Source organism: Pseudomonas sp. P4_D7, from assembly GCF_056401755.1.
Window position 1 is genome coordinate 123,772 of sequence record NZ_JBFUIR010000004.1, and the last position, 25,046, is coordinate 148,817.

At 60.4% G+C, this 25,046-nt stretch carries 21 protein-coding genes; 10 read left to right on the plus strand and 11 right to left on the minus strand.

The window, feature by feature from the left end; translation table 11 throughout:
- Window positions 1–428: 428 nt before the first annotated feature.
- From pstS to AC1DVF_RS05245, 6 genes are all read left to right on the plus strand, one after another.
- Window positions 429–1,460 carry a phosphate ABC transporter substrate-binding protein PstS gene (gene pstS, locus AC1DVF_RS05220; RefSeq protein ID WP_093431591.1) on the plus strand — a complete coding sequence of 344 codons (1,032 nt, stop codon included), beginning with the start codon at window positions 429–431 and terminating at the stop codon, window positions 1,458–1,460.
- A gap of 71 nt (window positions 1,461–1,531) precedes the next feature.
- Window positions 1,532–2,497: a phosphate ABC transporter permease subunit PstC gene (gene pstC / locus AC1DVF_RS05225; RefSeq protein WP_186622269.1), complete on the plus strand. Its 966-nt coding sequence runs from the start codon at window positions 1,532–1,534 to the stop codon at window positions 2,495–2,497.
- Entirely contained in the window at window positions 2,497–3,390 is an 894-nt protein-coding gene (gene pstA / locus AC1DVF_RS05230) for a phosphate ABC transporter permease PstA (RefSeq protein WP_093431597.1), read from the plus strand. The genes pstC and pstA overlap by 1 nt, the downstream gene beginning before the upstream one ends.
- A gap of 75 nt (window positions 3,391–3,465) precedes the next feature.
- Window positions 3,466–4,227 (plus strand): phosphate ABC transporter ATP-binding protein PstB, encoded by a 762-nt coding sequence (gene pstB, locus AC1DVF_RS05235; protein ID WP_217827632.1) that lies wholly within the window; start codon window positions 3,466–3,468, stop codon window positions 4,225–4,227.
- Between the two features lie 100 nt (window positions 4,228–4,327).
- Window positions 4,328–5,026: a hypothetical protein gene (locus tag AC1DVF_RS05240; protein WP_095048981.1), complete on the plus strand. Its 699-nt coding sequence runs from the start codon at window positions 4,328–4,330 to the stop codon at window positions 5,024–5,026.
- 59 nt (window positions 5,027–5,085) lie between these two features.
- On the plus strand, window positions 5,086–5,658 hold the full coding sequence (locus tag AC1DVF_RS05245; RefSeq protein ID WP_477782199.1) for a hypothetical protein: 573 nt from the start codon (window positions 5,086–5,088) through the stop codon (window positions 5,656–5,658).
- 81 nt (window positions 5,659–5,739) lie between these two features.
- Here the strand turns inward: AC1DVF_RS05245 and AC1DVF_RS05250 are convergent, their stop codons facing one another.
- The gene (locus tag AC1DVF_RS05250; protein WP_477782159.1) at window positions 5,740–6,984 is read right to left on the minus strand and encodes a saccharopine dehydrogenase family protein; all 1,245 of its coding nucleotides are present in this window, start codon (window positions 6,982–6,984) and stop codon (window positions 5,740–5,742) included.
- A gap of 29 nt (window positions 6,985–7,013) precedes the next feature.
- Window positions 7,014–8,111: a carboxynorspermidine decarboxylase gene (locus tag AC1DVF_RS05255; RefSeq protein WP_099759153.1), complete on the minus strand. Its 1,098-nt coding sequence runs from the start codon at window positions 8,109–8,111 to the stop codon at window positions 7,014–7,016.
- A 242-nt stretch (window positions 8,112–8,353) separates the two neighbouring features.
- Between AC1DVF_RS05255 and ppk2 the strand changes: the two genes are divergently transcribed.
- The gene (ppk2, locus tag AC1DVF_RS05260) at window positions 8,354–9,271 is read left to right on the plus strand and encodes a polyphosphate kinase 2 (protein WP_460090929.1); all 918 of its coding nucleotides are present in this window, start codon (window positions 8,354–8,356) and stop codon (window positions 9,269–9,271) included.
- A 40-nt stretch (window positions 9,272–9,311) separates the two neighbouring features.
- On the opposite strand, the gene AC1DVF_RS05265 is transcribed toward ppk2, so the two are convergent.
- Window positions 9,312–10,439 (minus strand): pyridoxal-phosphate-dependent aminotransferase family protein, encoded by a 1,128-nt coding sequence (locus tag AC1DVF_RS05265; RefSeq protein ID WP_477782160.1) that lies wholly within the window; start codon window positions 10,437–10,439, stop codon window positions 9,312–9,314.
- A gap of 171 nt (window positions 10,440–10,610) precedes the next feature.
- Here AC1DVF_RS05265 and AC1DVF_RS05270 point away from each other — a divergent pair, with 171 nt between their 5' ends.
- Window positions 10,611–11,726 (plus strand): aromatic ring-hydroxylating dioxygenase subunit alpha, encoded by a 1,116-nt coding sequence (locus AC1DVF_RS05270; RefSeq protein ID WP_477782161.1) that lies wholly within the window; start codon window positions 10,611–10,613, stop codon window positions 11,724–11,726.
- Between the two features lie 42 nt (window positions 11,727–11,768).
- Here the strand turns inward: AC1DVF_RS05270 and AC1DVF_RS05275 are convergent, their stop codons facing one another.
- The 6 genes from AC1DVF_RS05275 to AC1DVF_RS05300 form a co-directional block, all read right to left on the minus strand.
- A complete protein-coding gene (locus tag AC1DVF_RS05275; protein WP_093431622.1) occupies window positions 11,769–13,067 on the minus strand; it encodes an MFS transporter in 1,299 nt (432 codons plus the stop codon).
- Between the two features lie 233 nt (window positions 13,068–13,300).
- Window positions 13,301–14,260, minus strand: a complete 960-nt coding sequence (locus AC1DVF_RS05280; RefSeq protein ID WP_477782162.1) for an EamA family transporter — start codon at window positions 14,258–14,260, stop codon at window positions 13,301–13,303.
- Window positions 14,261–14,515: 255 nt separating this feature from the next.
- Window positions 14,516–15,628: an alkene reductase gene (locus AC1DVF_RS05285; RefSeq protein ID WP_427120145.1), complete on the minus strand. Its 1,113-nt coding sequence runs from the start codon at window positions 15,626–15,628 to the stop codon at window positions 14,516–14,518.
- A gap of 170 nt (window positions 15,629–15,798) precedes the next feature.
- On the minus strand, window positions 15,799–18,033 hold the full coding sequence (locus AC1DVF_RS05290) for a xanthine dehydrogenase family protein molybdopterin-binding subunit (protein WP_477782163.1): 2,235 nt from the start codon (window positions 18,031–18,033) through the stop codon (window positions 15,799–15,801).
- Complete coding sequence (locus AC1DVF_RS05295; RefSeq protein WP_477782164.1) at window positions 18,030–18,503, minus strand: (2Fe-2S)-binding protein; 474 nt, start codon at window positions 18,501–18,503, stop codon at window positions 18,030–18,032. Before AC1DVF_RS05295 ends, AC1DVF_RS05290 begins: the two co-directional genes overlap by 4 nt.
- The gene (locus tag AC1DVF_RS05300; RefSeq protein ID WP_477782165.1) at window positions 18,500–19,768 is read right to left on the minus strand and encodes a c-type cytochrome; all 1,269 of its coding nucleotides are present in this window, start codon (window positions 19,766–19,768) and stop codon (window positions 18,500–18,502) included. The genes AC1DVF_RS05295 and AC1DVF_RS05300 overlap by 4 nt, the downstream gene beginning before the upstream one ends.
- 307 nt (window positions 19,769–20,075) lie before the next feature.
- Here AC1DVF_RS05300 and AC1DVF_RS05305 point away from each other — a divergent pair, with 307 nt between their 5' ends.
- On the plus strand, window positions 20,076–21,275 hold the full coding sequence (locus tag AC1DVF_RS05305; RefSeq protein ID WP_477782166.1) for an MFS transporter: 1,200 nt from the start codon (window positions 20,076–20,078) through the stop codon (window positions 21,273–21,275).
- Between the two features lie 94 nt (window positions 21,276–21,369).
- Window positions 21,370–22,293 carry a LysR family transcriptional regulator gene (locus AC1DVF_RS05310; RefSeq protein ID WP_477782167.1) on the plus strand — a complete coding sequence of 308 codons (924 nt, stop codon included), beginning with the start codon at window positions 21,370–21,372 and terminating at the stop codon, window positions 22,291–22,293.
- Window positions 22,294–22,303: 10 nt separating this feature from the next.
- Here the strand turns inward: AC1DVF_RS05310 and AC1DVF_RS05315 are convergent, their stop codons facing one another.
- Window positions 22,304–23,440: a sugar ABC transporter permease gene (locus AC1DVF_RS05315; RefSeq protein ID WP_093431645.1), complete on the minus strand. Its 1,137-nt coding sequence runs from the start codon at window positions 23,438–23,440 to the stop codon at window positions 22,304–22,306.
- Window positions 23,441–24,997 carry a D-xylose ABC transporter ATP-binding protein gene (gene xylG / locus AC1DVF_RS05320; protein WP_194935062.1) on the minus strand — a complete coding sequence of 519 codons (1,557 nt, stop codon included), beginning with the start codon at window positions 24,995–24,997 and terminating at the stop codon, window positions 23,441–23,443.
- Window positions 24,998–25,046: the final 49 nt, after the last annotated feature.

Genomic DNA, 25,046 nt, shown 5'->3' on the forward strand with positions numbered 1-25,046 from the left:
AAGTGGCGCTTGGCGAATGGCGGCACGCAATCCGGGAATAAGGACAACCCGCGCGCAAGAAGATTCGATTGCCAAATCCCGCGAAAGACAAAGGCGGAACAGGCAGGGCTTTGCCTGACCTGAGATAACGCAGGCGATGGGATTCGGACTCATGGCGACGGCCAGCGAATTCTCACGCGCCTGCCGCCGCCGCGGGCGAGTAAAAATTCAGATCCACTGTCGCCTGGATGGACACCCATTGCCTTGAGAGTCCTGGAAAGTCATGTGCGTCGGTACTATTGCGCAATAGGTATGTGCGAGGAGGGGGGGACGATGAGTAAGGGTAGCAAGGGGTCAAAACGATTGAGGCGGGGTCCTGCCATCCAACGTTCATAAAAACTTAACGAGATTGCTGCAGAGTTAAGGAGCCCCTATAAGGAGTTTCCTTGATGAAACGATTGATCAAGTCTGCTGCGTTCGTTGTGACTGCATCTCTGTTGGCTACCTCAATGTCCTTCGCGGCGGAAAACGTCCGGCTGACAGGCTCCGGAGCTAGTTTTCCGGCACCGATCTACCTCACCTGGTTCAAGGATTTCAGCAAAAAGTCGGCGGGTGTCACTGTGGATTACCAATCCAAGGGCAGCGGTGCGGGTGTACAGGACTTTTTGAATAAAACCGTTGATTTCGCCGCCAGTGACTCTGCGATGAAAGACGAAGACATTGCCAAGGTGGGCGAGGGTGTGCAGTTGCTGCCAATGACGGCGGGTGAAATCGTGCTGGCTTATAACCTGCCGGGCAATCCTAAAGGGCTCAAATTGCCACGCGACGTCTACTCCAACATCTTCCTGGGCAAGATCACGCGCTGGAACGACCCGCAGATCGCCGCAGCCAACCCCGAGTTGAAACTGGCCGATACACCGATCACGGTTGTTGTGCGAGCAGACTCCAGCGGTACCACTGCGGTGTTCACCAAGCACCTGGCGGCCATCAATCCGGAGTTCAAGCAGGCGCTGGGTGAGGGCAATACCGTCAACTGGCCGGCCAGCGACAAATTCATCAAATCGCCCAAGAATGACGGTGTGACAGCCACCGTACGCCAGACGCCGGGTGCCATCGGTTACATCGAATACGGCTTTGCCAAACTTGCCAAGGTTGACTTCGCGCAGTTGCAGAACAAGGCCGGTCAGTACGTGGTACCGAACGCGGAAAGCGGCGCCGAGGCACTCGCTGCGGTAAAAATGCCCGAGAGCCTGGTGGCCTGGCTGCCAGATCCGGACGGCGCCAAGTCTTACCCGATCACTTCCTACACCTGGATGATCTTTCGCAAGGACAACGGTAACCCGGCCAAGGCCAAAGCCATGCGCGAGATGGTCGAGTACAGCTTGACCGAAGGGCAGAAAATCGCCGACTCGATGGGTTATATACCTTTGCCACAGTCAGTCGTCGATCAGGTTCGCAAAGCGTCTGCAAACATCCAGTAAGCGCTCGTGAGGCCTCTCTCGGTGCCTGCTTTCAGCGCCGGGAGAGTTTCCCTTCATTCCGGAATTAGCCAATGAACACACCTTTTGTCGTACCGGTTAATCCGGCTTCTGCGTGCCAACCACCGTCCGCAAAGGACTTTCTGGTCGACCGCGTCTTCCGTGCGCTAGCGCAAATAGGCGTGGTGCTGATTCTGACGCTGGTCTTTGCGCTGATATTCGAAGTAGGGCGCAAGGCCATTCCCGGCATTGAGAAGCACGGCCTGGATGTGCTTTTGGGGTCCGTCTGGGATGTCAATCAGGGCAAATACGGCATTCTGCCGGCCATTTGGGGGACGCTCTACAGTGCTTTCATTGCGCTGCTGATCGCCGGTTTTTTCGGTGTCAGCATGGCGATTTTTCTGACCCAGGATTTCCTGCCCGCCAAGCTCGCTGCCGTCTTCCGTACCATCGTCGAGTTGCTGGCAGCCATCCCCAGCGTCGTTTATGGTCTCTGGGGGATCTACGTGGTAATTCCGGCAATTCGGCCGCTGGCGGAGTGGCTGAACAGCGAACTCAGCTGGATACCTTTTTTTGGCACGTCGTTGAGCGGACCTGGACTGCTGCCGGCGGCGCTGGTGCTGGCAATCATGATTCTGCCGACCATTGCTGCCGTGTCGCAGGACGCCCTCACCGGCGTACCGATGAAAACCAAGCAGGCTGCCTACGGCATGGGCACCACCCATTGGGAGGCCATTCTCAAGGTGATGGTGCCATCTGCCGCCACAGGCATCTTTGGTTCCCTCGTCTTGGGGCTGGGCCGCGCGTTAGGTGAAACCATGGCGCTGGCCATGCTGGTAGGCAACGCAAACAACATCTCCCTTTCTCTCTTTGCCCCGGCCAATACGCTGGCGGCCTTGCTGGCGTTGAATTTCCCCGAGGCAGGGCCGAATGAGATTGAAGTGTTGATGTACGCGGCATTGGTCCTGATGTTCATCACGCTACTGGTGAACATCATCGGTTCCATGATCATGGTCTATGCCCAGCGTGGTACTAAATAATGACTGACATCACGTCCTCTGAGGCTGCATTTCCTAGCCTGCAGCGCAAGTTTGAAGGTCGCGCGCTGCGCAGCCTGGTGTTGACCATGCTGGTCTGGGGCGGTGCGCTATTGGCCAGCGTGCCATTGATCTCCGTGCTCTACATGCTGATCACTCGCGGCGGCGCACGTCTGAATCTGGAGGTCTTCACCGAACTTCCGCCCACCGGTTTCGAGACGGGCGGTGGCTTCGGCAACGCGATGGCCGGCACTTTCGTCATGGTCGGTATCGCAGCGGCGATCGCGGTGCCGGTCGGCATCATGGCGGCCATCTTTCTGGCGGAACTGGGCCCTGACAGCAAGCTGGCAAACGCCGCGCGCTTTGCCGCCAAGATGCTCACGGGGCTGCCCTCCATTCTGGCCGGTGTATTCGCCTACGCGCTGGTCGTGATGACCACTGGTACTTACTCGGCGCCGGCCGGTGGCGTGGCACTGGCCGTGCTGATGTTGCCGATTGTCGTGCTGACGGCTGAAGAGTCGATGCGGATGGTGCCCAAGATCATGAAAGATGCCGCCTACGGCATGGGCTGCACCCGTTCACAGGTCATCTGGAAAATCGTCTTGCCGACCGGCATGCCGGCGATCCTCACCGGGGTCATGCTGGCCGTGGCTCGCGCTGCGGGCGAAACCGCCCCTTTGTTGTTCACGGCGTTGTTCAGCAACTACTGGATCTACCACGATGGCAGCCTGGCGGTCATGAATCCGACGGCCTCGCTCGCCGTGCTGATTTACAACTTTTCCGGCATGCCCTTCGACAACCAACTCGAACTGGCATGGGCGGCCTCGCTGGTGCTGGTGATGATCGTACTGGTCGTCAATATTGTCAGCCGTATTTTCGGCAAGCCCAAGTACTGAGAACGGAGCATCTGAACCTTGAACGCATCAAATCTGCAAGTCGCGGCTCCGTTTGTCACTCAGGCGCCAGTGGTCATGGACTGCAAGCTGGACAAGATTTTCTACGGTAACTTCCTCGCCGTGCGTGACAGCCATGTTCCGATCGAAAAAAACAAGATCACCGGTTTCATCGGTCCATCGGGTTGCGGCAAGAGCACCGTGCTGCGCAGCCTCAACCGGATGAACGATCTGGTGAAGGGATTTCGCTTTGAAGGGCACGTGCATTTCCTCGGACAAGACGTTTATGGAAAGGGCGTTGATCCAGTGGTCGTGCGTCGTTATATCGGCATGGTGTTTCAGCAGCCGAATCCGTTCTCGATGAGCATTTTCGACAACGTTGCATTCGGCCTGCGCCTCAATCGCTACAAGGGCGATCTGGGCGACCGCGTGAAACATGCCTTGCAGGGTGCCGCGCTGTGGGATGAGGTCAAGGACAAGCTCAAGGTCAGCGGCCTGTCCCTCTCCGGTGGCCAGCAGCAACGGCTTTGCATCGCCCGTGCCATTGCGACCGAACCGGAAGTGCTGTTGCTGGACGAGCCGTGCTCGGCACTCGACCCGATCGCGACCCGGCGGGTTGAGGAGTTGATGATCGAGTTGAAGAAGGACTACACCATCGCCCTGGTGACTCACAATATGCAGCAGGCCATCCGCGTCGCTGACACGACCGCTTTTTTCTCGGTTGATATTTCCCAGGGGACGCGCACCGGCTATCTGGTCGAGATGGGGCCGACAACCCAGATATTCGATAAGCCGCGTGAACAAATGACCGAAGACTACATCAGCGGCAAGTTCAGCTAAGCAGCAATTATCCAGTCAAGACGGCAAGCGGCCATGGACAAGGGTGCGGTACTGGCATCCGGCCGTTTGACCCTTTTATCTACCGTTCTCAGGATTGCCAATGTCTGCAACGCGTCGTCTTGATTTGCCCGCGATTGAACGGGTATTGCGAGAGGTTCAGGGCCGTTTCTCCGAACTCAGCAGGCACTTTACCGAGCCTCGCGATCCCTTCACTGACGAAGTGCTGCACAATGTGCTTGAAGGCTATGCGCTGATTGACGACTATGTCGCTCGCGGTGTCGACCTGTTCGACCTTCAGCAACTGAACCTGATGCTGGAGATCAACGCTACCGTCCTCTGTGGCCGGGACCCGGTTCGCCGGCTGGAGTACGCTCAACACCTGGCGGCGACCGAAGAGCACTTCTTCAACAACGTTGAGGGGGGGATAAAGGACCTGTTCAACTGGTATTGCGCGTATCGCAGCGAGTCAGTCTGGAAGCGAGCGGCTGGCGTTTATGTTCGAATCCTCAGCAAACCGCAGTTGTTTATCGAGGGTAATAACCGCAGTGGCTCACTCATCGTCAGCTATTTGCTCATGCGCGCGGGATTACCTCCATTCGTGCTGACGCTGGAAAATGCCGGGGGTTACTTCAATCCGTCCTCGGTCATCCGCAACTCCGCCAAGCATGGGGTAAAGGCGTTGTATGAATTGCCCAAAATCAAGAAAAAGTATGCGGCCTTCCTCGAAGGTCAGGCGCCTGAGTCGATGAATTTTTTACTCAAAGACAAGACCTCGCCCGTCTTGCAAGGGGGAGATTGATGAGCGGGCAACCCATTTCCGCCAGGTACCAGGCTTCCGTCAGCCGCGTTTGGCAAGCCATGCTCGGTGCTATCCCCATGAGCGTATTCGCTCGCCAGCGCATACGGGTTTCGTTCGATATCGATGACACGCTGGCCTGCCAGCTGCATCACTGTGCCGTCGAGCAGAGCTGGTTGCCGGTGTGCTTGCATCGTTGGCTCGGCGAGCCACTGCGATGCGGTACGCGCTCATTGACCCGCGAGTTGCGGCGTCAGGGCTGCAGTATCTGGGTTTACACGTCGTCCGGTCGGACCCCGGCCTATATCAGGCGTTGGCTGTTGTTGTATGGCATCCGCGTCGACGGGGTGGTCAACAGTGTGGTGCATAACCAGGCATTGGTGACAAACGGGTTGGCAAACGGACCGTCGAAATTCCCCCCGGCCTTCGATATCGACTTGCATGTCGATGACTCCGAAGGGGTGCGCTCGGAAGGCCATGATCACGGTTTTCGCGTTGTGGTCGTGCACCCGGAGGATGAACATTGGGCGCAGCGGGTTCTGGATGCCGTCGCTGACGTACAGGCACTGCTCGCCCGGCAACAACAGGGCAGGAGCAGGAATCCGCCGCAACAATGTCCAGAAGCCGTGTCCTGATTTTCAGTGCAGACAAAAACGCCGCTCAATGAGCGGCGTTTTTTGTAGCGGGCAGTGACGCGTCGCAGGTTATTGCGAGCCTCAGGCTACGCTGTTCCAGGGACGATCTCCGTTTTCGTCCTTGATGCGGGTCGGCAGGCCCATGACGTCCAGCGCCTTGAGGAACGGCTCAGCCGGCAGTTCCTCGACGTTGGCCATGCGCTGCACATCCCACTCGCCGCGGGCGACCAGCAGGGCAGCGGCAACAGGTGGTACGCCGGCCGTGTAGGAAATGCCCTGGCTGTCGGTTTCGGCAAAGGCTTCCTCGTGGTCGGCCACGTTGTAGATGAACACTTCGCGCGACTGGCCATCCTTGGTGCCCTTGACCAGGTCACCGATGCAGGTCTTGCCGGTGTAGCCGGGCGCCAGCGAACTCGGATCAGGCAGCACAGCCTTGACCACTTTCAGCGGCACGACTTCCAGGCCTTCGGCGGTCTTGACCGGTTGTTCGGACAGCAGGCCGAGGTTCCTGAGGACCGTGAACACGTTGATGTAGTGCTCGCCGAAACTCATCCAGAAACGCACGTTGGGTACGTCCAGATTCTTCGACAGCGAGTGCACTTCATCGTGACCGGTCAGGTACAGGTTCTGCGAGCCCACGACCGGCAGGTCGTCGGTGCGTTTGACTTCGAACATGGTGTTACTGGTCCACTGGCTGTTCTGCCAGCTCCACACCTGCCCGGTGAATTCACGGAAATTGATTTCCGGATCGAAATTGGTGGCGAAATATTTGCCGTGGGAACCGGCATTGACGTCAAGAATGTCGATCGAATCAATGCGGTCGAAATACTGTTGTTGTGCCAGAGCTGCATAGGCGTTGACCACACCCGGGTCGAAGCCCACGCCGAGAATGGCGGTGATGTTCTTCTCTTGGCACTCGGCGAGGTGCTTCCACTCATAGTTGCCATACCAAGGCGGGGTTTCGCAGATCTTGCCCGGCTCTTCGTGAATGGCGGTGTCGAGATAAGCGACGCCGGTATCGATGCAGGCACGCAACACCGACATGTTGAGGAACGCGGAGCCGACGTTGATGACGATCTCGGATCCGGTTTCGCGGATCAGCGCTTTGGTCGCCTCGACATCCAGGGCATTGAGCGAGAAGGCTTTGATATCGGCGGGTTGTTTGAGGCTGCCCTTGGCCTTGACGCTGTCGATGATGGCCTGGCATTTGGAGATGTTGCGCGACGCGATAGCGATACGACCGAGTTCATCGTTATGCTGCGCGCACTTGTGGGCCACCACCTTAGCGACACCTCCTGCACCAATGATAAGAACGTTCTTTTTCAATTGCTTTTTCTCTCCTTTGTCTGTCCGTTTCAAGAAAGGCTGGACAGGTAGTCTTCGTAACCGAATTGGCGAACCACTTCGACGGTACCATCGAGTTGTTTCACCACGATGGATGGCATTTTCAGGCCGTTGAACCAGTTCTTCTTGACCATGGTGTAGCCGGCGGTATCGATGAATGACAGTCGATCGCCAATGGCCAGCGGACGGTCAAACTGGAACTCGCCGAAGATGTCTCCGGCCAGGCACGATTTGCCGCACACCATGTAGGTGTGTTCACCCTCGCTCGGCGCCAGCTTGGCGTTCAGGCGATAGATCAACAGGTCGAGCAAGTGGGCTTCAATGGAGCTGTCCACGACGGCCAGGTGCTTGCCGTTGTAGAGAGTGTCGAGCACGGTGACTTCCAGCGAAGCGCTGTTAGTGATCGCCGCTTCGCCAGGCTCCAGATAGACCTGCACGCCGTACTTTTGCGAGAACGCCTTGAGACGAGCGCAGAACGCATCCAGCGCATAGCCTTCACCGGTGAAGTGAATGCCGCCGCCGAGGCTGACCCAGCTGACTTTGTGCAGCAGCTCACCGAAGCGTTCTTCGATGGTGCAGAGCATTTGGTCGAACAGGCCGAAGTCGCCGTTCTCACAGTTATTGTGGAACATGAAACCGGAGATCTGGCTGATAACGCCTTCGATCTTCACCGGGTCCCATTCGCCTAGACGGCTGAACGGACGCGCCGGGTCGGCCAACAGATAATCGGAGCTGCTGACTTGCGGGTTAACGCGCAGGCCACGGACTTTGCCCTCAGAGCGCTCGGCAAAACGTTGCAGCTGGCTGATGGAGTTGAAGATGATCTTGTCGCAATTGTCGAGCATCTCCTCGATCTCATCGTCAGCCCAGGCCACGCTGTAGGCGTGGGTTTCGCCTTCGAACTTCTGACGACCGAGCTTGAGTTCGTACAGCGACGACGACGTGGTGCCGTCCATGTATTGCTGCATCAAGTCGAACACTGACCAGGTCGCGAAGCACTTGAGCGCGAGCAGGGCTTTGGCCCCGGACTGTTCGCGCACATAGGCGATCTTCTGCATGTTGGTCAGCAGTTTCTGTTTGTCGATGAGGTAGTACGGTGTCTTGATCATTTCGAGGCCTCCGGCAAGGCCAGCCAAAAAAGGATGCGCATTGTGCCCGGACTGACCACATATCGAAAGAGCAGAGCGTACGACTGGTTCAGCAAATCCCCCGAAAGGTTGAACGCTCGGGACGTCCGGCCGGGATACAACGTCTGCTTCAAGCAATCAGCAATCCCGAGAACCCCCGGTAACTGCTCAGTCATAAATCGCCGTCAGTATGGCAGTACCATCCCGTCCCCGAGGTCTTCACCATGCCCTCAGCTCAAGATCAGTTGATACACCGCATTCAGCGCGAGCTGCTCGACCACAGTGACGAGGAGCTGGAGTTGGAGTTGTCCGAAGACGGGCATGACCTGAACACACTGTTCGATGACCACGTTCCGGATGGTATCGAGAAGGACGACCGACGGCTTTATTTCAGCGAGTTGTTTCGCCTGCAGGGTGAACTGGTGAAGTTGCAAAGCTGGGTGGTCAAGACCGGACACAAGGTAGTGATCTTGTTTGAAGGGCGCGATGCCGCTGGCAAGGGAGGGGTAATCAAGCGCATAACCCAGCGGCTCAACCCCCGGGTATGCCGAGTCGCTGCCTTGCCCGCGCCCAACGACCGCGAACGAACCCAATGGTACTTCCAGCGATATGTCTCGCACCTGCCGGCAGCAGGTGAGATCGTGCTATTTGACCGCAGTTGGTACAACCGCGCCGGTGTTGAAAAGGTTATGGGATTTTGCAACGACTATCAGTACGAAGAGTTTTTCCGGACCGTGCCAGAGTTTGAACGGATGCTCGCCCGTTCCGGCATTCAGTTGATCAAGTACTGGTTTTCCATTTCCGACCAAGAACAACACCTGCGCTTCCTTAGTCGCATCCATGACCCGCTCAAACAGTGGAAACTCAGCCCGATGGATCTGGAGTCACGTCGGCGTTGGGAGGCCTATACCAAGGCAAAGGAAATCATGCTCGAACGCACCCACATTGCCGAAGCACCCTGGTGGGTGGTGCAAGCCGACGACAAGAAAAAAGCCCGACTTAACTGCATCAATCATCTACTCGGCCAAATGCCTTACGAAGAAGTCGAGTTACCGCAGATCGAACTGCCGCAGCGCGTGCGCGAAGAGGACTACTCTCGCAGTCCTACGCCACCGGAACTCATGGTGCCTCAAGTCTATTAAACGGCCGAACCAGGCGGCCCGACGACGGGTTGCCGGGTATCTAAATGACCTCATCCAGCGCCTGCTCAAGCAGCCTGATGGTACGCTCGATATTCTGCAGCTTCTCGAGTCCGAACAGGCCGAGGCGGAAGGTCTGGAAGTCGGCCGGCTCATCGCATTGCAGCGGCACGCCGGCAGCGATCTGCAGGCCGTGCTGGGCAAATTTCTTGCCGTTCTTGATATCGGCATCATCGGTGTAGCTCACCACGACGCCGGGGGCCTGAAAGCCTTCTGCGGCGACGCTTTTGATGCCTTTGCCGGTCAACAGCGCACGCACTCGATCACCCAGCGCCTGTTGTTCATCGCGAATCTTGTCGAACCCATACGCTTGCGTCTCTTTCATCACGTCATTGAAGCGCGCGAGGGAATCGCTGGGCATCGTCGCGTGATAGGCATGTCCGCCCTGTTCGTAGGCCTGCATGATCTGCAGCCACTTTTTCAGGTCGCAGGCGAAGCTGCTGCTTTGTGTCTGTTCGATGCGCTCAAGCGCCAAAGCACTGAACATCACCAGAGCGCAGCACGGGGAAGCGCTCCAGCCTTTCTGCGGAGCGCTGATCAGCAGGTCGACGGCGCATTGGTGCATATCCACCCAAATCGTGCCGGAGGCGATGCAGTCCAGCACGAACAAACCGCCCACCGCATGCACTGCGTCACCGACTGCCCGCAGGTACTCGTCGGGCAGGAGAATTCCGGATGAGGTTTCAACGTGGGGTGCGAAGACCACCTGCGGCTTGTGCGCGGCAATGGCGGCCAGTACTTCGTCCAGCGGCGGCGGGGCGTAGGCTGCCTGGCGACCCGGCTCTACCGGCCGTGCCTTGAGCACCGTGGTCGCCGCCGGGATATTGCCCATCTCAAGGATCTGGCTCCAGCGATAACTGAACCAGCCGTTGCGGATCACCAGGCACTGCTGGCCGGTGGCGAACTGCCGCGCCACCGCTTCCATGCCGAATGTGCCGCTGCCCGGAACCACTGCAACCGCCTCGGCGTGGTAGACCTGTTTCAGGGTCTTGGAAATGTTCTTCATCACGCCTTGGAAGGACTGCGACATGTGGTTGAGCGAGCGGTCAGTGTAGACAACCGAGTACTCGACCAGCCCCTCAGGATCGATACTGGGATATAGCTTTGACATGGGCGTGCTCCTTCGGCAGAGAGGTAAACATCATTGGCAAGCAAGTGTAGGCAAAGGGCAGGGCAAGGGCACTGGCAATTCACGTTGGCCAAGTGGAGCCCTCTGGTTTAGTTTTGCATTCCAGGGTTTTTCTGACTTGAACTCACCGTACTGACGGATCGCACGCCCCCCATGCTTACAAACCTGTGGTATGTCGTTCTCCCATCGTCACAGTTGACTGATGGACTGATGCCGGTTCGATTGCTCGGACAACCTTTCGTAGCGTTCCGCGATGACGCAGGCGTCGCGCACGTGCTGTCGGATATCTGCGTGCATCGCGGCGGCTCACTGTCGGCCGGCAGCAAGGTCGGCAACAGCGTGCAGTGTCCCTATCACGGCTGGCGGTTTGGCGCTGATGGTGTGTGCACGCAGATACCGGCGCAGCCCGACCTGCGGATTCCCGCCAAGGCCCGCGTCGATGCGTACCCGACGCTGGAGCGATACGGTTGGATCTGGGCGTTTTTAGGTGATCTGCCGGAATCTGAGCGTCCACCGTTGCCGACGCTCGGCTGGATCGACGATCCCGCCATCCGTGTGGTCGCGGGTCACTTTGACTGGCAGGCCAGTTGGGACCGGATTATTGAAAACGGTCTGGACTTTGCGCACGCACCGTTTGTCCATGGTTCAACCTTCGGTGATCCGGATCATCCCGAGATTGAATCATTCGAGGTCGACAGCGATGCGTGGAGTGGCAGCGCCCAAATGCTCATGCGCAGGCCGGCACGCAAAGGGCTGCTGCGGCGCAAGTCCTCCACCGAGTTTGTCAGTGTGGCCACCGTGCCGGGTTTTCATTTGTCCGGTCCTTGCACAACGCTTGAGCTTGAGTTGCCCAACGGCTGGCGGATCTACATCGTCTCGGCGCATGTGCCGATTGACGCCAATCGCACGCGCACCTGGTGGATGATGGGCAGAACCTTCCTGCGTTCCCGACTGCTGGATCGCAGGTTCATTGCGAGCAATATCCGTATCTTCGAACAAGATCACGCGGTGCTGAAAAACGTTCGGCCCGAACGTGTGCCGGACTCTTTTCAGCAGGAGGTTTCGTTGAAGTCCGACGCGCTGCAGATTGCCTTTCGCAAAGACGTGCAGGCGCTGGAGCAGCGCGGCTGGCGCATCGATGAAGAGCGTCTTGCGCGAACGTTCACCGGACGCAAGGCTTGTGCGATACCCAGCCCCGAACGTCGTCAGATTCGCGCTTGGGCGATTGAGCCGATTCCGCTCGTGGATATCACCCACGAATCTGAATAGCGGTGCGAGCCAGTCTGCGCTTGGCACAGACTGGCGCAACCCTCAGCGCGTCTCACATTGTGGCGAAGGTTCGCCGCTCAGTGCATCAACCATCGGCGGATGCTCCTGCACTGCCTGACGCAGATCTTCGGTCACCCGCAACTCCGCGCCTGTCGGCGAGAAGGTTGCTGCCGCTGCAAACGGCGCGGGATTGGCCGGAACCGGGCGTTTGCCACGGCGCCACAGGAAGAAGGTGACCATGCACAGATTGACCAGCGCAAACACCCAGAACAGCCCATTGGCCCCGAACGAGTTCATCACCGGCGAGATCATCATCGGGCTGATTGCCGAGCCCAGCGAGTTGATCAGCAGCAGTCCCTGAATCATCGGCACCAAGGCTTCGGCAGGCGCACGGTCGGCGGCGTGGCTGACGGCAACCGGGTACAGCGCAAACACGCCGCCACCGAGCAGAAACAACATCACCGCGAGCAGCGTCGAGGACAATGGCACCAGGACGATCACCAGCGACAACACGGTGCACGCCACTGTCAGAATCGTCAGCACCTGCAAACGATCCTTGCGATCAGACCAACGTCCGACCGGGTATTGCAGGAGCATCGCGCCGAGAATCGTCCAGGCCATCATGCTGCCGACTTCACCGACATTCAGACCGCTGCGTTGCAGATACAGCGGCAGCAAGGTGTAAATCGCCGCGATGGTCACACCCGAGCCGAAACAGCCGACCAGCCCGGTCGGCGTCACGCCCAACAGTTGTCGAGGCTTGAGCGGCTCGACCTGATCGAGCAGCGGCGACACGCGCGGCAGGATCACGATCGGCAGCACCGACAACGAGGCGAGCATGCCGGCCACCATGAACGGTGCGCTGTCGCTCAACCCGGTGATTTTGCCCAACGTTGCCTGGCCCAGCACACCGGCGCCGTACAAGACGATCATGTACAGCGCGAGCAAGCGCCCACGAATCTTCGCGTCGCCCGCCAGCAGCAACCAGCTTTCGATCACCAGAAACACGCCGACCGTGGCCCAGCCGTTGATCAGGCGCAGGGCGAACCAGCCCCAGGTGTCATAGAACAAGCCCTGCAGCAGGATGGTCACGGCGATCAGCGAGGCGAAACTGCCGTAGGCGCGGATATGGCCGATGCGCAGAATCAAGCGGTCATTGAATACGGCGCCCAGGGTCAGGCCGATGAAGTAGGCCGAGGAAACGATGCCGATCATCGTGGTCGACGCACCGGCAGCGTCCAGTCGAAGGGTGGTCAGCGACGACATGAAACCGTTGCCCAGCGCAACAATGAATAGCCCGAGCAGGGGCGCCAGCGCCATGGCCAGCAAACGCGGAGACATAAAAACCTCTAGAGGACGAACAGCGCAACGTGCGCCGCTGCGCATGCGATTGCCAAGCCGAAGTGTGTTGTGGTGCAGGCAGACACCGAGGGGGCTGCAAGAGAGCGCGGGATTCTAAGGCTTGTGCAGGATTTGCCAATAGCTGTTTGCTGCGACGTTGGGACGCAGGGGTTGCCACCTATGTTTGTCCTGAGTGGCCGGAGGAAAAACAGCTTTTTGCCATCATCCAAGTGCTAAATTGCTGCTTTAACCTCAGCCTTGACCACTGATTTACGATAAGTCAGCAAAACGATGCCCGTGACCACAATCACCCCGCCGAAAATCTGTCCTCTACTGAGCATTTGGTCCAGCACAATCCAGCCCATCAGTAGTGTTGCCAATGGTTCGATGTTCATGACCGGCGCATTGCGCGGCATGTCGAGTCGCGGCACGGAAATGAACAAGACGATAAAACCTGTGCCGTACAGCACTACCAAAGTGGCGAGGGCCAGCCATCCGGTCGAGGTGGCGGGCAGGTTCAATCCGCCGGGAAGGGCGCCCGTCAGCCCTGCCAGGTTGACGCTGCTGAACACGATGAAAATGGTCAGCAGACTGCGCACCGAGCCACGTACCTGAGACAGTTTGTGGTCGGTGATCCACAGCGCGCAGGCGAACACGCTGGCGGCGCAGAACGCGAGCGCGACGCCCGTCAGCCATTGCGCACTGACGTCTGTCGTGGTCGAGAGACGCCCGGGGACGTCCAGCACAAACACCAGACCCAATAGAATCAGACCCATCAATGTCGCGGTGCGTGCGCTCGGTCGCGGGCCACCCAACGCCCATGTGAGCAATGCCAGCAGAATGGGGAACACGTTTGCCACCAGCAGGGCCAGCGCCACCGGCACCCGTGCGACAGCGGAATACAGACACAGACTCTGCGCAGTGATCAGCAACCCCAGCAGCAGTTGCCAGCGCCACGCACCCGCCGGCAAGCGCAGACTTTGTCTTTGCCACAGCACCAGGATCGCGAGCACCAGCAAGGTCCCGCCGGAACGCATTAAAATCGCCAGCAGCACCCCCGCACCGTCATCAAATGCGACTCGCGCCGCCACATGATTGCCGGCAAACGCGCAGCCCATGCACAACAGAATGATTACTGCGAGAGAGCGGGGGTAGGGTGGCGGTACGGTTTGCGCAGCGGTAGGGCGAGGCATGGCAGATCTCAGGATTTTTAGCCGTTCGAACGACTTGGTTTTTATTTGGTTGTCGTACAACTAGCCCGTTTTATCGCATTCGGCGACGTCGGGCAATAGACCTGAAAGCGCACAGCTGCGCATATGTTCGGTGTTAAGGTGGATTTTTATGGATTTGATTAAGCGAGGAGATCGTATGACTGGGTAGAGCAGGGGCGCATCGGCCCCTGCTTCCAGCGATTACCCATTCATGAAATGCGGGTGGTCTGCTTCTACTCAGGCATGAAATGGGTAATCGATGTAGCCACGCTGATCCCCGCCGAAAAAGCTGCCAGGGTCTGGCACGTTGAGTGTCAGGCCATCGTGCAGCCGACGCGGCAAGTCCGGGTTGGCCAGGAACGGGCGGCCAAACGCGATGATGTCGGCACGATCGGCAATCAGCGCCTGCTCGGCAGATTGTGCATCGTAGCCGCCGGCCAGGATCAGCACGCCGTTCCAGGTCTTGCGCAACTGGGCAATGATCGCGTCCCAGCGTGGGTCGAAATTTTCATCTTTGACTGTGCCGACCATCGCTGGCTCGACCAGGTGCAAGTAGGCCAGATTCCAATGATTGAGCGCTTCGACAAGGTGGCCGAAGGTTGCCTCCGGGGTGTCATCGCCCATGCCCATGAAGCGCCCCATCGGCGTCAGGCGTACGCCGACCCGTTCGGCACCGACTTCTTCAGCCACGGCCGCGACCACTTCCAGCAGAAACCGCGCGCGGTTCTCCACGCTGCCGCCATAGGCATCGTCACGCTGGTTGCTGTTGCTGTTAAGAAACTGGTCGAGCAGGTAACCGTTGCCGGCATGAATCTCTACACCGTCCATGCCCGCCTGCAATGCGTTGCGCGCGGCCACGCGGTAGTCCTCGACGATGCCGGCGATTTCCGCGGTTTCCAGCGCGCGTGGCACCGGCACATCACCCCAGACGCCGTTACCGTTTTCGTCGACGATAAACGTCTTGCCAGGCACCGGCAGCGCGCTGGGCGCAACCGGCAGGCCAGCATCGGGTTGAAAGCTGGGGTGGGACACCCGACCGACGTGCCACAGTTGCATGAAGATCAGCCCGCCGGCCTCATGCACCGCCGCGCTGACGTCACGCCACGCGCGGACCTGCTCGGAGCTGTAGATGCCCGGTGTCCAGGCGTAACCCTGAGCCTGCCGGGAGATTTGTGTGGCCTCGGTGATGATCAGCGCAGCGCTGGCCCGCTGGCGGTAGTACTCGGCGTTCATCGGCGTCGGTACATCGCCCGGTTGGCCGGCGCGTGAGCGCGTCAACGGTGCCATGGCCACGCGATGGGCGAGGGTGTAAGGACCGAGTGCGAGGGGTTGGAACAGACGACGGGTCATGGGTAGCTCCAGATATCGATAAAGGGAATTCAAGCGCGGCCGCGGGGCCGCGAACCAGTGCCGCTAACTTAACCGGGTGTCGTGAGGGTGATAATCGGTGACCGGCGCTACGCTGTTTTGCGCGCAACGCAACGGCGCCCGTGCTCATCAGCGATGAACACGGGCGTGGCTCAGGCGGATTGGTTTGAGCGCGTCAGCGGTAGGTTCAGCCAGCGCCGGCCGGTGGCGTTGGTGACGGCGTTGCCAAGGGCGGCGGCCATCGGCCCCTGAACGATTTCAGCGGCGCCAAGGAAGGGTTCTCCCGGCTGGTCGAGCAAATGCACATCGACTTTTTTCGGCAGTTGCGTGAAACGCAGAATCGGATAGCCGCTCCAGTCGTAGCTGCGAATGCCTCCCGCGTCGTAGGCGACTTTTTCGTACAGGGTCCAGCTCGCGGACTGGACGATGCCGCCCTCGACCTGATTGCGCAGGCCATCGGGGCTGACGATCTGGCCGACGTCCACCGCCGTCACCACGTGATCGATACGGATCTCGCCGGTCTGCGGATGCACTCGAAGTTTCACCGCGATGGCGCAGTAACCCATGATGTTTTTGTAGCGGGCAAAGGCGAAACCGATACCGGCGCCGGGCTCGCTGCTTTTTTGCGGCCAGCCGATCTCGTCACGCACACGTTCCACCACCGCGCGAGCACGCGGGTCGCTGAGATGGGCCAGACGCAAAGCAACCGCGTCGATGCCGGCCCGGATCGCCAGCTCGTCGATACTCGCCTCGATGGCAAAGATGTTGATGTGCGCACCGAGCGAACGCATGGCCGAGGTGCGAAAGGGCATCTCGGTGACGAAGGTCATGTTGATGCGCGTCGAGTTCAACTCGTACAGCGGCACCGCGTTGCGATCACCATCGCCCTCAGGCTGAGCGATTGGCACAGATGGCGCCGAGGCAAAAGGCCGCGCGAGCAAGCGTGCCGGCAGCAGACGCCCGGCGTTGACGATGCGTTCGTTATGCGGCGTGGTCCAGAGTTCGTAGGCCCAGTCCTGCAGGCGCCCCTGAGCGAGGCCGGCGTCGACTTCGGTGACCATCGCCGAGCTGTACGGCTCCCAAAGATTTTCCTGCTCGCGCATCCATTGCACGCGCACCGGCGTCCCGGGCACGCGCATGGCAATCAATGCCGCATCGGCGGCGGCATCATCGGCGCCGTTGTGCCCGTAACACCCGGAGCCTTCGGTATGAATACAGCGCACCCGCTCAGGCGGCAGACCGAGCATTTCGGCAATGCCGGCGCGCAGCGGGTAAACACCTTGCGTGTGGGTCCAGACGGTAAGCGTGCCGTCCTTGAACCAGGCGACCGCGCAAGACGGGCCGATCGAACCATGCATCAGATATTGCTTGGTGACCCGCGCCTGAAAACGCGTGTCGGCCGCGCCGCTTGGCGTGCCGCTGTTGCTGATCGGATAGCGCCGTGAGGGCAGACGTTTGAGCAGACCATGAATCTCAGTCGCCTCGGGAATCGCCTCGCCGCCGCTCCATTGCGTCACCTCGCTGGCACGGCGCATGGCTTTGATCGCTTGCCACTCATCACCGGCGACCACCGCCAGATAGTTGCCGTCACGGATCACCTTGACCACGCCAGCCAGCGCTTCGATGGACGCCGCATCGAATGCTTGCAGCGTGCAGCCCGGACGAGGCGGGCGGATCACCCGCGCATGCAGCATGCCCGGCAAGCGCATGTCCTGGACGAAGGCTGCGCCACCGCTGACCTTCGCCGGAATGTCGAGGCGCGGCAACGAATGGCCGATCAGTGTGAAGTCAGCAGCGGCCATCGCCGGTGACTGAGCCTTGGCGTATTGGTGCACATCGACATGCTTGACCGCGTCGGCGTAACTCATCTGCTGGCCGGCCGGGCCTACGATCACAGCGTCGCGGGTGCTCAGCAGTGCTGCATCAATCTGCCAACTGCGCGCGGCGGCATCGACGAGCATTTCGCGCACCTGCGCGGCGGCGTTATACAACGCGGTACCGCTGTCGAAAATGCTGTGGCTGCCGGCGGTGTAGCCTTCGTTGGGCGTCAGCGCGGTGTCGGCGGTGAGCAGGTTGATGGCGGTCGCCGGCACCTGCAAACGTTCGGCGGCGATTTGCAGCAGCGCGGTTTTGACCCCGGTGCCCAGTTCGACTTTGCCGGTGAAGACGGTAATGCCGTCGGCGCCGATGCGGATCCAGGCGTCGAGAAACGGGTTGGTGCGCAGGCTTCCGGGCAGGTCGGGCGCGAGGACCACGGTGCCGAGCGTATCGACTTCCGTATCCGCCAACACACGCCGCGCCACCGGCATCAGGGTGAATGCCATCAGCAGAGCACCACCACGCAGGAAGGCGCGTCGGCTCGGGTTCAATTCATTCGACTCACTCATGTCAGGCTCCCGTTGTGCCCGGCCACCTGTTTGATCGCCTCGATGATGCGCAAGTGCGTTCCGCAGCGGCACAGGTTGCCGGCCATGTGCTCGCGAATGGTCGCCTCATCCGGGTGGCGATTACGCTCAAGCAACGCCTGCGCGCGCATCAGCATGCCGGCAATGCAGTAACCGCATTGCGCGGCCTGTCTCTCAATGAACGCCGCTTGCAGGGGGCCAGGATTTTCTGCGCTACCGAGGCTTTCCACGGTGCGGATTTTTTTGCCTTCGAGACCGGCGCAGGGCGTCAGGCAGGCGAACACCGGTTGATCATCGACGATCACCGTGCAGGCGCCGCACTGACCGAGACCGCAACCGTATTTGGCGCCGTTGAGGTTCAAGTGATTGCGCAGCGCATACAGCAGCGGCATGTCCGGCTCCAGCTCAAGCGCTTGCGCGGCTCCGTTGACGTTGAGAGTGATCTGGCTCATTTCGTCTCCTGACGTAACGCTTCAATAGTGGAAGAGAGGTCGGCCCACGGTTGATCGGGGCGGGCTTGCTGGCGCAGATACGCGGCCAGTGCGCCGAGTTGCGCGTTGTCCAGGCTGGCGGCGAATGCAGGCATCAGCGGACCGGGCGATCCGGCTGTGGCGGGCAAGCCTTCAAGCACGGTTTTGAGGAAGTTGCGCGAGCTGGCCGCTTGCAGCGCCGAGGTGTTTTGCAACCCTGGGCGACCATCGATGGTGCGCATCGGCGCCGCCGGGCCATGGCAACCGGCGCAGGCGCTGCTGAAGAGCAGGGCGCCGGTCGAGTGGTCTGCCGCTTCACTGGCAGGCGTCTTTGGCGGCGGTTGCGTCAGTGGGTGCGGGTTTTCCAGGCTGAGCAAATACTCGGCAATCGCCTCGGCTTCACTGGCGGGCAAGCGGGCCAGACTCAAGCTGACCGGACGCATCGGCCCGGCGGGTGTGCCGTGGCCATCAACGATCTCGGCGCGCAGATAGCCGACCAGTTGCTCGCGACTCCACGGGTTGCTGCGTTGCCCCATGCCGACTAGCGCGGGCGCCTGCCAGCCGTCAACGCTGCCGCCCTGCAAGTATTCCGAAGATTTTTCCGCGCCGATCAGGTTCAGCGGCGAATGGCAGCCAGCGCAATGGCCCGGGCCGTCGACCAGATAACGCCCGCGATTCCACGCCGCGCTACGCCCCGCCAGCGGCGTCAGTGGCTCACCGTGCAGGAACAGCAGGTTCCAGAACGCCACCAACGGACGAATATTCATCGGGAAATTCATCTGGCTGTGCTCGGCCGGCGCGTGCACGGCGGGGCCGCTCATCAAGTAGGCATAGGCGTCGGCGATGTCTGCTGCGCTCATGCGCCGGTAGTGCACGTAGGGGAACGCCGGATAGAGGAAGTGACCATCGCGAGCAATGCCTTGACGCATCGCCCGCTCGAAGGCCGGCAGCGACCATTGGCCGATACCGGTCTCAGCATCCGGGGTGATGTTGGTGCTGTACAGCGTGCCGAATGGCGTCACCAGCGGCAGCCCACCGGCCAGATATTCACCGCCGGGGCGGGTATGGCAGACCGCACAATCGCCGGCCTCGACCACCCGCGCGCCGCGTTGCAACTGCGCAGTATCGAACATCGTCGGGCGCTTGATCGGCGCAATTGCCGGGCGCCACATCAGACAAACGGCGCCGATCAGGCCGAGCACCGCGACGACGGCCACGCTGATCCATAACGTTCTGGACTTCAGCAAGTGGCGGTTCATGAGACGGAGAAAAACGCGGCAGGCAATGGCAGAACGGGTGGGATACGGGTCATGACAACGCTCCTTGTGACAGCCGGAAAAGGGCGCCGATGGGGACTACGACGCCAGTGGCGAAAGCGTAGAGAAACCGTCCTCACGGGAGAATCACCCGCGCGCGCAACAGCGCGTTGCGCGAGAAGCAACGCTTGCGCCGTTGCACCGGACGCATCACTGCGTTGCTCGCCGCGTGGATTCTGCGCGTCGCCACAGGGCCGTAGCCTTGGCAGCACTTTCCTGAACTCAATGAGGTGTCATCATGCTCACGGGCAACCCGGCCGTTGCGGCAAATGCCGAACAGCCAACTTCACTGTCCGGCCTGATGGTCGCGTTCCTGGCATTTTGCTGTGGCGCGGTCGTGGCCAATCTTTACTACGCGCAGCCGATCGTCGAACTGATTGCACCGCAGATCGGTCTGTCCAGCGCTAATGCCAGCCTGATCGTTTCGCTGACGCAATTTGGCTACGCGCTGGGCCTGTTACTGCTGGTGCCGCTGGCCGACCTGATGGAAAACCGCCGGCTGGTGGTCGGCTTCACCCTGGCGGCGAGCGTCACATTGCTGTGCGCCGGGCTGACCCATTCACCGTCGATGTTCCTGCTGTTGTCTTTGCTGATCGGTCTGACCTCGGTGGCCGTGCAGATCCTTGTGCCGTTGGCGGCACACCTGGCGCCCGAGGCCAGTCGTGGCCGCGTCGTCGGCAATATCATGAGCGGTCTGCTGCTGGGTATTCTGTTGTCGCGGCCACTGTCGAGCCTGTTGGTTGAAGTGTTCGGCTGGCGCGGGGTGTTTTACAGCGCGGCGGCCCTGATGGCGGTCATCGCACTGGTCACTGCGGTGGCGCTGCCGCGTCGGCTGCCGACGCATAAAGCTTCGTATGCAGCGTTGATCGGTTCGGTGTTTGCCTTGGCCCGGCGCTATCCGCTGTTGCGTCAGCGTTCGCTGTATCAAGGGCTGCTGTTTGCCAGTTTCAGCCTGTTCTGGACTCTCGCGCCGATTGAACTGATGCGTCACCACGGCTTCACTCAGGCACAAGTCGCGATCTTCGCGCTGGTTGGTGCGGTGGGTGCCATTGCGGCGCCGATTGCCGGACGTCTGGCCGATGCCGGGCATGGTCGTCGCGGCACGCTGGTCGCATTGCTGCTGGCGCCGGTTTCGCTGCTGATCGCCGCACTCCCGGGCAGCGGCTATGTTTGGCTGGTGGTGTGCGCGGTGCTGCTGGATTTCGCCGTGCAATTGAACATGGTGCTCGGCCAGCGTGAGGTGTACGCCCTCGATCCGCACAGCCGTGCGCGCCTGAACGCCGTGTACATGACCAGTATTTTCGTCGGCGGCGCGCTGGGGTCGCTGGTTGCGAGCCCGTTGTACGAGCATTTCGGCTGGAACCTGTCCGCCGTCGCTGTGGCGCTGTTGCCAGCGCTGGCGCTTGGCTTGTTCCYGAGTCGCCAGGCCGATGTCTGAACAACCGGCGAGTGCGGGCAAGCACGGCGGTACAAGACGAGGGGGGAACAGTGATGCACAATCATCCGCGTTCCCTTTCGACCGGACCCCGCATATGGACAAGTTGCTGGCACTGAAGATGTTTGTGGAAACCGTGCGCTGCGGGGGCYATTCCTCGGCAGCGCGCAAACTCGGGATATCAACGTCGTCAGTGACACGGCAAGTCGCAGGGCTGGAACACGAGTTGGGCGCGAGCCTGCTCAATCGCACCACGCGCAACACCAGCGTGACCGTTGCCGGCCAGACCTATTTCGAAAAAGCCGTGGCGATTCTCGACGCGATTGACGAGGCCGATGCCGTCGTTGCCGATCGTGGCGCCGAAGCGCAGGGCCGTCTGCGTATCAGCGTGCCGGTGGAGTTCGGTCGGCGCCTGATTGCGCCGCACCTGAGCCGCTTGCTTGAGCGGCATCCGGGACTTGAGATCAGTCTGTCGCTGAGCGATCAGGTCAGCGACCTGCTCAGCGAGCAGATCGATGTTTCGGTGCGACTGGGGTCGTCGGTGGTCAGTGAAGACATCGTCAGCAAACGCGTGGGGCAGTTCGAACGCTGGGTGGTGGCCAGTCCGGCGTATCTGGCGCGTAGCGCAGCGCTCTGTCACCCACGGGATTTGCTGGAGCATCAATGCCTGCGTTTCGATTACGGCGCCACCCACCAGCACTGGACTTTTCAGAATGAAGACGCGCCCATTCAGCTCAACGTGCATGGGCGCCTGCAAAGCAATAATGCCGACATCCTGCGCGAAGCCGCCATCGGCGGCGGCGGGGTGACGCTGCTGGCCGACTGGCTGGTACGCGACGACGTGGCAGCCGGCCGGCTGACCCGCTTGCTTGAGCAGTACGAGGTCAATCCCGGCAGCGCCAGCACGTGCATCAACGCGTTGTATTTACCCAATCACCGAGGGTCCAGCCGGATCAATGTGTTTATCGATTTCCTCATGGAAATTCTCAGCCCGGTGGCCGCGACCACGCCCGCTGCGTGATGCCTGCGGCTCAACGGCGCCCGGTCCGCGTACTGACATCAACCCAAACCGCCAACACCAGGATGCTGCCCTTGACGATCATCTGCCAATAGCTGTCGACGTCGAGCATCGACATGCCGTTGTCCAGACTGGTGATGACCAGCGCGCCGAGGAGGGCGCCGTACACCGTGCCGGAACCGCCGCGCATGGAAGTACCGCCGATAAAGCAGGCGGCGATGGCGTCGAGTTCGCCCATGCTCCCGGCCGAGGGCGAACCGGCGGCGAGGCGCGCAGTGTTGACCACGCCGGCGAGGGCGCACATCACGCCCATGATCCCGAAAATCCACAGCTTCACCGCCTGCACATTGATCCCGGACAGGCGCGTCGCTTCCATGTTGCTGCCCACGGCATAGACGCGCCGCCCGAACACGGTCTGACTGGTCACGTAGCTGAACACGCCCAGCAGAATCAGCAACAGCAGGACCGGCACGGGAATGCCGTCATAGCTGTTCAGCGTCTGCACGAAAGCGGCGAGCACGGCGCCGATCACCAACACGCGGACGACATCACGCACCAACGAATGCGCCGCGAGGCCGTGCAGGGCGCGATTGCGCCGCTGTTTCCAGGTCAGGAACACCGTCAGCGCGAACAACAGAATGCCCAGGCCCGTGCCGATTGCGTGGGGCAGGTAGCCCTGGCCAATGTAGACCAGCTCCGGCGACACCGGCGCAATGGTCGTGCCGCCAGTAATCCCCAACAGAATCCCGCGAAACGCCAGCATGCCGCCCAGACCGACGATAAACGAGGGGATGCGCAGATAAGCCGCCATGTAACCGTTGGCGAGGCCAATCATCAGGCCACACAGGGCGACCAGACTCAGGTTCGCCAACAGCGGAATGTGGTAGACCACATCGAGAATCGCCGCGAGACCCCCGAGCAGACCGAGCAACGAGCCGACCGACAAATCGATCTCGCCGCTGATGATCACCAGCACCATGCCGCAGGCGAGAATGCCGGTGATCGACATTTGCCGCAGCAGATTGGAAAGATTGCGCGGGGTCAGGAATCCGCCCTCGGTCTGCCAGCTGAAGAACAGCCAGATCAGCACCACGGCAAACACCAGCGCGAGCATTTTGTAGCGGGTGAACAGTTGTTTGACCTGATTCATTTACGCGGATTTCCGATCATTATTGTTATGGCTGCCAGGCTGGCTGAGGGCGGCGGCAAGCACCTGTTCCTGGGTGAGTTCATGGTTGATGAAGTCACCACGCAACTGGCCTTCGCCGATCACCAGCACGCGGTCGGAAACGCCAAGCACTTCGGCCAGTTCCGACGAGACCATGATGATCGACACGCCGGCAGCGGCCAGTGCGCCCATCAATTTGTAGATTTCGTATTTGGCGCCGACGTCCACACCTCGGGTCGGCTCATCGAGAATCAGCACCCGGGGTTTGGCCAGCAGCATCTTCGCCAGCACGGCTTTTTGCTGATTGCCCCCCGAGAGGCTGGTGATCGGCAGGAACGGGCTGGCGGTCTTGAGGTGCAGGCGCGAGATTTCCCGATCAATGCAGCCCAGTTCGGCTTCGGCATCGATGCGGGTCAGTTTCGAGTAGTTGTCCAGCACGGCGAGGGTGATGTTCTGGCCAACGCCCAGGTCGGGAATGATGCCTTGACGCTTGCGGTCTTCCGGCACCAGACACAGGCCGGCACGGATGGACTTGAGCGGCGTGCGCGTGTCGATGGGTTGCCCGTCCAGCCAGACTTCGCCCTCGTGCCGACCGGGGTAGGCGCCGAACAGCGCGGTCACCAGTTCGGTGCGGCCGGCACCGACCAGCCCGGCGATACCAAGGATCTCGCCGCGCTTGAGGGCAAAGGAAACATCGTCGACCCGTTTGCGCTTGGGGTTGTCGACGTCGTAGCAGGTAATGTGCCGGGCTTCGAAAATCACCTCGCCAATATCGTGCGGCTCGGAGGGGTAGAGGTTGCTCATTTCCCGCCCGACCATCTGCGTGATGATCTGCGCAATGTCCATGTCGGCCATGGCGGTGGTAGCGATGTGTTTGCCGTCGCGAATCACCGAAATGGTGTCGCACACGGCGGCCACTTCATCGAGCTTGTGCGAGATGTAGACGCAGGCCACGCCTTTGGCTTTGAGGTCGCGGATGATGTCCAGCAACACCTCGATTTCCGAACGGCTCAAGGCTGATGAAGGCTCGTCGAGGATCAGCAGGCGGGCCTTCTTGTTCAGGGCCTTGGCGATTTCCACCAATTGCTGGTAGCCGCCGCCGTACTGCGAAACCGGCAGCGATACGTTCATGTCGGGGACTTTCAATTCGCGCATCAGGGCTTCGGCGCGGTGAATCATCGCCGGGTAATTCATGCGTCCGCCGGGCAGTGTCAGTTCGTGGCCCATGAAAATGTTTTCGGCCACCGACAGGTCGGGCACCAGCGTCAGTTCCTGGTGAATGATGACGATGCCGGCAGCTTCCGTTTCACTGATCGATTGCGCTCTGAGTGGTTGTCCGTCCCAGAGGATTTCACCGTCCCAGCTGCCGTGGGGGTAGACCGCCGAAAGGATCTTCATCAGCGTCGACTTGCCGGCGCCATTCTCGCCGCACAGGCCAACGCACTCGCCGGGCCTGACCTTGATGTCGATGCCGTTCAGCGCTTTGACACCGCCGAAGGTTTTGACGATGCCGTTCATTTGCAGCAGATAGTCGGACATGGAGAGGGCTCGTATATCAAAGACTCACACACCACGAAACCTGTGGGAG

What these genes read in the sequence shown, in the direction of transcription:
- AC1DVF_RS05240 (WP_095048981.1), top strand. Translation starts at nt 4,328, where the DNA reads ATGTCTGCAACGCGTCGTCTTGATTTGCCCGCGATTGAACGGGTATTG.
- AC1DVF_RS05270 (WP_477782161.1), top strand. Translation starts at nt 10,611, where the DNA reads ATGCTTACAAACCTGTGGTATGTCGTTCTCCCATCGTCACAGTTGACT.
- AC1DVF_RS05290 (WP_477782163.1), bottom strand. Translation starts at nt 18,033, where the DNA reads ATGAGTGAGTCGAATGAATTGAACCCGAGCCGACGCGCCTTCCTGCGT.
- pstS (WP_093431591.1), top strand. Translation starts at nt 429, where the DNA reads ATGAAACGATTGATCAAGTCTGCTGCGTTCGTTGTGACTGCATCTCTG.
- AC1DVF_RS05285 (WP_427120145.1), bottom strand. Translation starts at nt 15,628, where the DNA reads ATGACCCGTCGTCTGTTCCAACCCCTCGCACTCGGTCCTTACACCCTC.
- xylG (WP_194935062.1), bottom strand. Translation starts at nt 24,997, where the DNA reads ATGTCCGACTATCTGCTGCAAATGAACGGCATCGTCAAAACCTTCGGC.
- pstC (WP_186622269.1), top strand. Translation starts at nt 1,532, where the DNA reads ATGAACACACCTTTTGTCGTACCGGTTAATCCGGCTTCTGCGTGCCAA.
- AC1DVF_RS05315 (WP_093431645.1), bottom strand. Translation starts at nt 23,440, where the DNA reads ATGAATCAGGTCAAACAACTGTTCACCCGCTACAAAATGCTCGCGCTG.
- AC1DVF_RS05255 (WP_099759153.1), bottom strand. Translation starts at nt 8,111, where the DNA reads ATGATCAAGACACCGTACTACCTCATCGACAAACAGAAACTGCTGACC.
- pstA (WP_093431597.1), top strand. Translation starts at nt 2,497, where the DNA reads ATGACTGACATCACGTCCTCTGAGGCTGCATTTCCTAGCCTGCAGCGC.
- AC1DVF_RS05265 (WP_477782160.1), bottom strand. Translation starts at nt 10,439, where the DNA reads ATGTCAAAGCTATATCCCAGTATCGATCCTGAGGGGCTGGTCGAGTAC.
- AC1DVF_RS05295 (WP_477782164.1), bottom strand. Translation starts at nt 18,503, where the DNA reads ATGAGCCAGATCACTCTCAACGTCAACGGAGCCGCGCAAGCGCTTGAG.
- pstB (WP_217827632.1), top strand. Translation starts at nt 3,466, where the DNA reads ATGGACTGCAAGCTGGACAAGATTTTCTACGGTAACTTCCTCGCCGTG.
- AC1DVF_RS05275 (WP_093431622.1), bottom strand. Translation starts at nt 13,067, where the DNA reads ATGTCTCCGCGTTTGCTGGCCATGGCGCTGGCGCCCCTGCTCGGGCTA.
- ppk2 (WP_460090929.1), top strand. Translation starts at nt 8,354, where the DNA reads ATGCCCTCAGCTCAAGATCAGTTGATACACCGCATTCAGCGCGAGCTG.
- AC1DVF_RS05280 (WP_477782162.1), bottom strand. Translation starts at nt 14,260, where the DNA reads ATGCCTCGCCCTACCGCTGCGCAAACCGTACCGCCACCCTACCCCCGC.
- AC1DVF_RS05245 (WP_477782199.1), top strand. Translation starts at nt 5,086, where the DNA reads ATGCTCGGTGCTATCCCCATGAGCGTATTCGCTCGCCAGCGCATACGG.